The sequence below is a fragment of the Candidatus Lokiarchaeota archaeon genome, from assembly GCA_014730275.1.
Taxonomy (GTDB): Archaea; Asgardarchaeota; Thorarchaeia; order Thorarchaeales; family Thorarchaeaceae; genus WJIL01.
On record WJIL01000002.1, the window covers coordinates 1 to 2697 of the forward strand.

2 protein-coding genes are annotated in these 2697 nt (G+C 43.6%); both read right to left on the reverse strand.

Going from position 1 to position 2697, the window contains the following annotated elements; translation table 11 throughout:
• On the reverse strand, positions 1 to 707 hold a 707-nt coding region (locus tag GF309_00150), incomplete at its 3' end, for a hypothetical protein (protein ID MBD3157171.1).
• A 24-nt stretch (positions 708 to 731) separates the two neighbouring features.
• Positions 732 to 1658: a hypothetical protein gene (locus tag GF309_00155; protein ID MBD3157172.1), complete on the reverse strand. Its 927-nt coding sequence runs from the start codon at positions 1656 to 1658 to the stop codon at positions 732 to 734.
• Positions 1659 to 2697 lie beyond the last annotated feature (1039 nt).

A 2697-nucleotide genomic window follows, 5' to 3' on the forward strand; every position in this document is an offset into this window, starting at 1 on the left:
GGTCTATACTGAATTCTAAGCATCTCTGGTTCATAGCGAATGCCAAGAGCTTCACAAATCCTTTGCATCTCATTTCCAGCATCAGATCTCAGGTTTTCATATGCCGTAGATGCCGCAACAACACCTTGTTTCCTAAGCCTCTTTATCTGCTTGAGCTGTAAGATGTTAAGGAATACCTTTTTGGTTAGGCCTTGCCTTCTACTACCTTCTCTTCTTGCCTGGGCTCCAATCTGTGATCTTATCGTGTCTGATATTGATCTTTTGATTACAACAAACTTCGCATTACGAAAGGCTGGTACAATACCCAATGCAGTAAAGGGGGAGATCTTTTGCACCCAATATGCCGCATCATTCCTTCTGCACAATTCCTCCATTATGGTTCTGAACAATTCCATGCAGTCCATGGGTCTGGGGTCAACACGATAGAATAGCTCCTTGTCTACACCTGAAAGCTTGAAAAAGTCCGTACTTGACCAAAGTTCAACAAGGCCAGCGTAATCGTCAAATCTGCTCAGGTCTCGGAAGATGGATCTTAGACCACCAAGCATATTTGACTCCATGGCTCCGCCGCTTCTTTTCCTATCGCGTTGCATACCAAATACTTGAGAATGGTTACAAAAAAAATTTGTGAGATATTTCGTTCCGGACCGATTGATGCCAACCACGAAGATTGGCTTGAGCGTTTTCCTATCTTCTTGTTTGTTCATATCTCCCTCAGCAATGACGTCTTATCATAATGATCCAACCATTTTCCCTGGTTCGTGCGTCTGTAGATCATATAGCTGGCCTAGCCCAAAGGTTCGCACGACATCTAGAATACCTTCAATCTCTGAAGGCTCAAGATTGTCTTTCCAATTTCCGTTTGAATTCCTAGTTTCTCGCTCTCTTTCGTAGCTCAGCTGCAGAAACGCTTCACTTATAGCGCTTCTTCTAATACCATCAAACGCAGCGAATTTCAGTAAGCGTTGAGCCATTTGCAATGAAGAATCCAGTAATTCCTCGAAATAGACGAATTGGAACTGATCATGCTTGATATTCTTTAGAGCCACGAGATTATCCAGACACCACGTAACTGCCACTGCCCTGGCACCTGACTGTGGGCTATCGTATAGCTCCTTCTGAACGCGATTCAATTCCGGATAAATATCCTCAATGCAGTTGGACATGTCGGGAGCGTCCCAACCCAACCTCAGCCTTGAGTAGATACAAGCACATGGATGCCTTACTATGAAACAGATCTTCGTTGCAGGTAGTAGCTCAGCGATTAGATCTAAATAAAAGTTGGCGCGTACTAGCTTAACAATCCTACTGCGATAGAATAGTCTGGTTCCGCGATTTGTGTATCTATTCCCCCTAAAGGAATCTGAAAACGCGGCCATTAATTCTTTTCTTGCCCGTGCGTTACCAATAAGATGGGTCTTTGAATCTCTGTTCCTTAATTCCTTAAAGAACAGTACGCGCATCGTATTTAGCGGTTCGTGTATCATTCTTGCCCCTGCTGCATTGGACAGCAAATTCGCCAAAAAGGTTGTTCCACTACGAGTATACCCAGCTACAATCAAGCGCGTTTCAGGGGCCTTTTCAACAAAAAGGCCAACACTATTGAGTTTCCGAAATGCTTTGTTCCTGAAATGCTTGAACCATCTAGATGCTTGCATCTGACTCTAGATAACTAACCAGCAATGGAGGCAGGTCTTTCTCTCCATGTTTTTGGCTGATATAGTAATACTCAGTAGCACATCGCTTTTTTACTGAGTTCAGCATGATCGCTTCGCCTGATTCACGTTATGAAATATACGGTTCATTATCGAACCCCAAAGTAGAATTAATGGCTAAGACAATAATCCAATATGGCCTTCAGTCCATCCTCTGCCAAGAAGCTGTCCAAGATGATCTGTCTGTTCTTTTCTATCGTGATTTCTTTGCCATCCAATCGGCTTTTTGAAACGGCCGTTAGTAGCGCTGATGCAACTTTCTCAGGCGTATTCTCAACTAAAGTAATCTCGAACCCAAACTCTGGAAGATGCCTGTATTCAGGAATGTCTGACATTATGACGTCTAGTTTTCTTGCGCAAGCATCATAGAATCCGCCAGTCATCTGATCAGTTCTGGACAGATTTACCCAGATATCAGCTCGGTCATACAGCGGAAGGAGCAGATCTCTAGGATAGTATCTACCATGCTCTAGTATTACATTGCTGAAGTGAGCATTTTGGTAAGAATTGAGCATGGCTCTTGAAAAGTCGTTGTCTACTACGCCGCCAAGCAGTACGAATTTGGTTCGGTTCCATAGTGATTCTGGCCAAGAGTTTGCAGCGATCTTAAGAGCATCCAGCAGTATGTCATGGCAGTTCTTCCTGGTCATAGATCGAGCCCAAAAGACAACAACATCATGCTCGTCTATCTGCGGCAGTATTCTCTGCGAGAGTTTAGATTGCGGGGAATATTCCAAATCAGTGAACTTGCACGGTATACCCCAAGTAAATCTGTGTGTTTTCTTTCTATACTCTGGATAGATGATGCAGAAACGCTCCCTGTTCGGTTCCTGTCCGAAAAATACGCCATCCACACTATCGAGAACTCTTCTAATCAGCCTTGGATGTTCACATCCCTTTCGAGCAATAGGCAGATAATTAGTTGTATTCCATATGAACAGGTATTTCTTAGAAGCGGGAACAGCAGTCATCATTCTTAGAC

Bases quoted from the DNA above. Each gene is read 5' to 3' on its own strand.
- GF309_00155 (MBD3157172.1), bottom strand. From the start codon at position 1,658: ATGCAAGCATCTAGATGGTTCAAGCATTTCAGGAACAAAGCATTTCGG.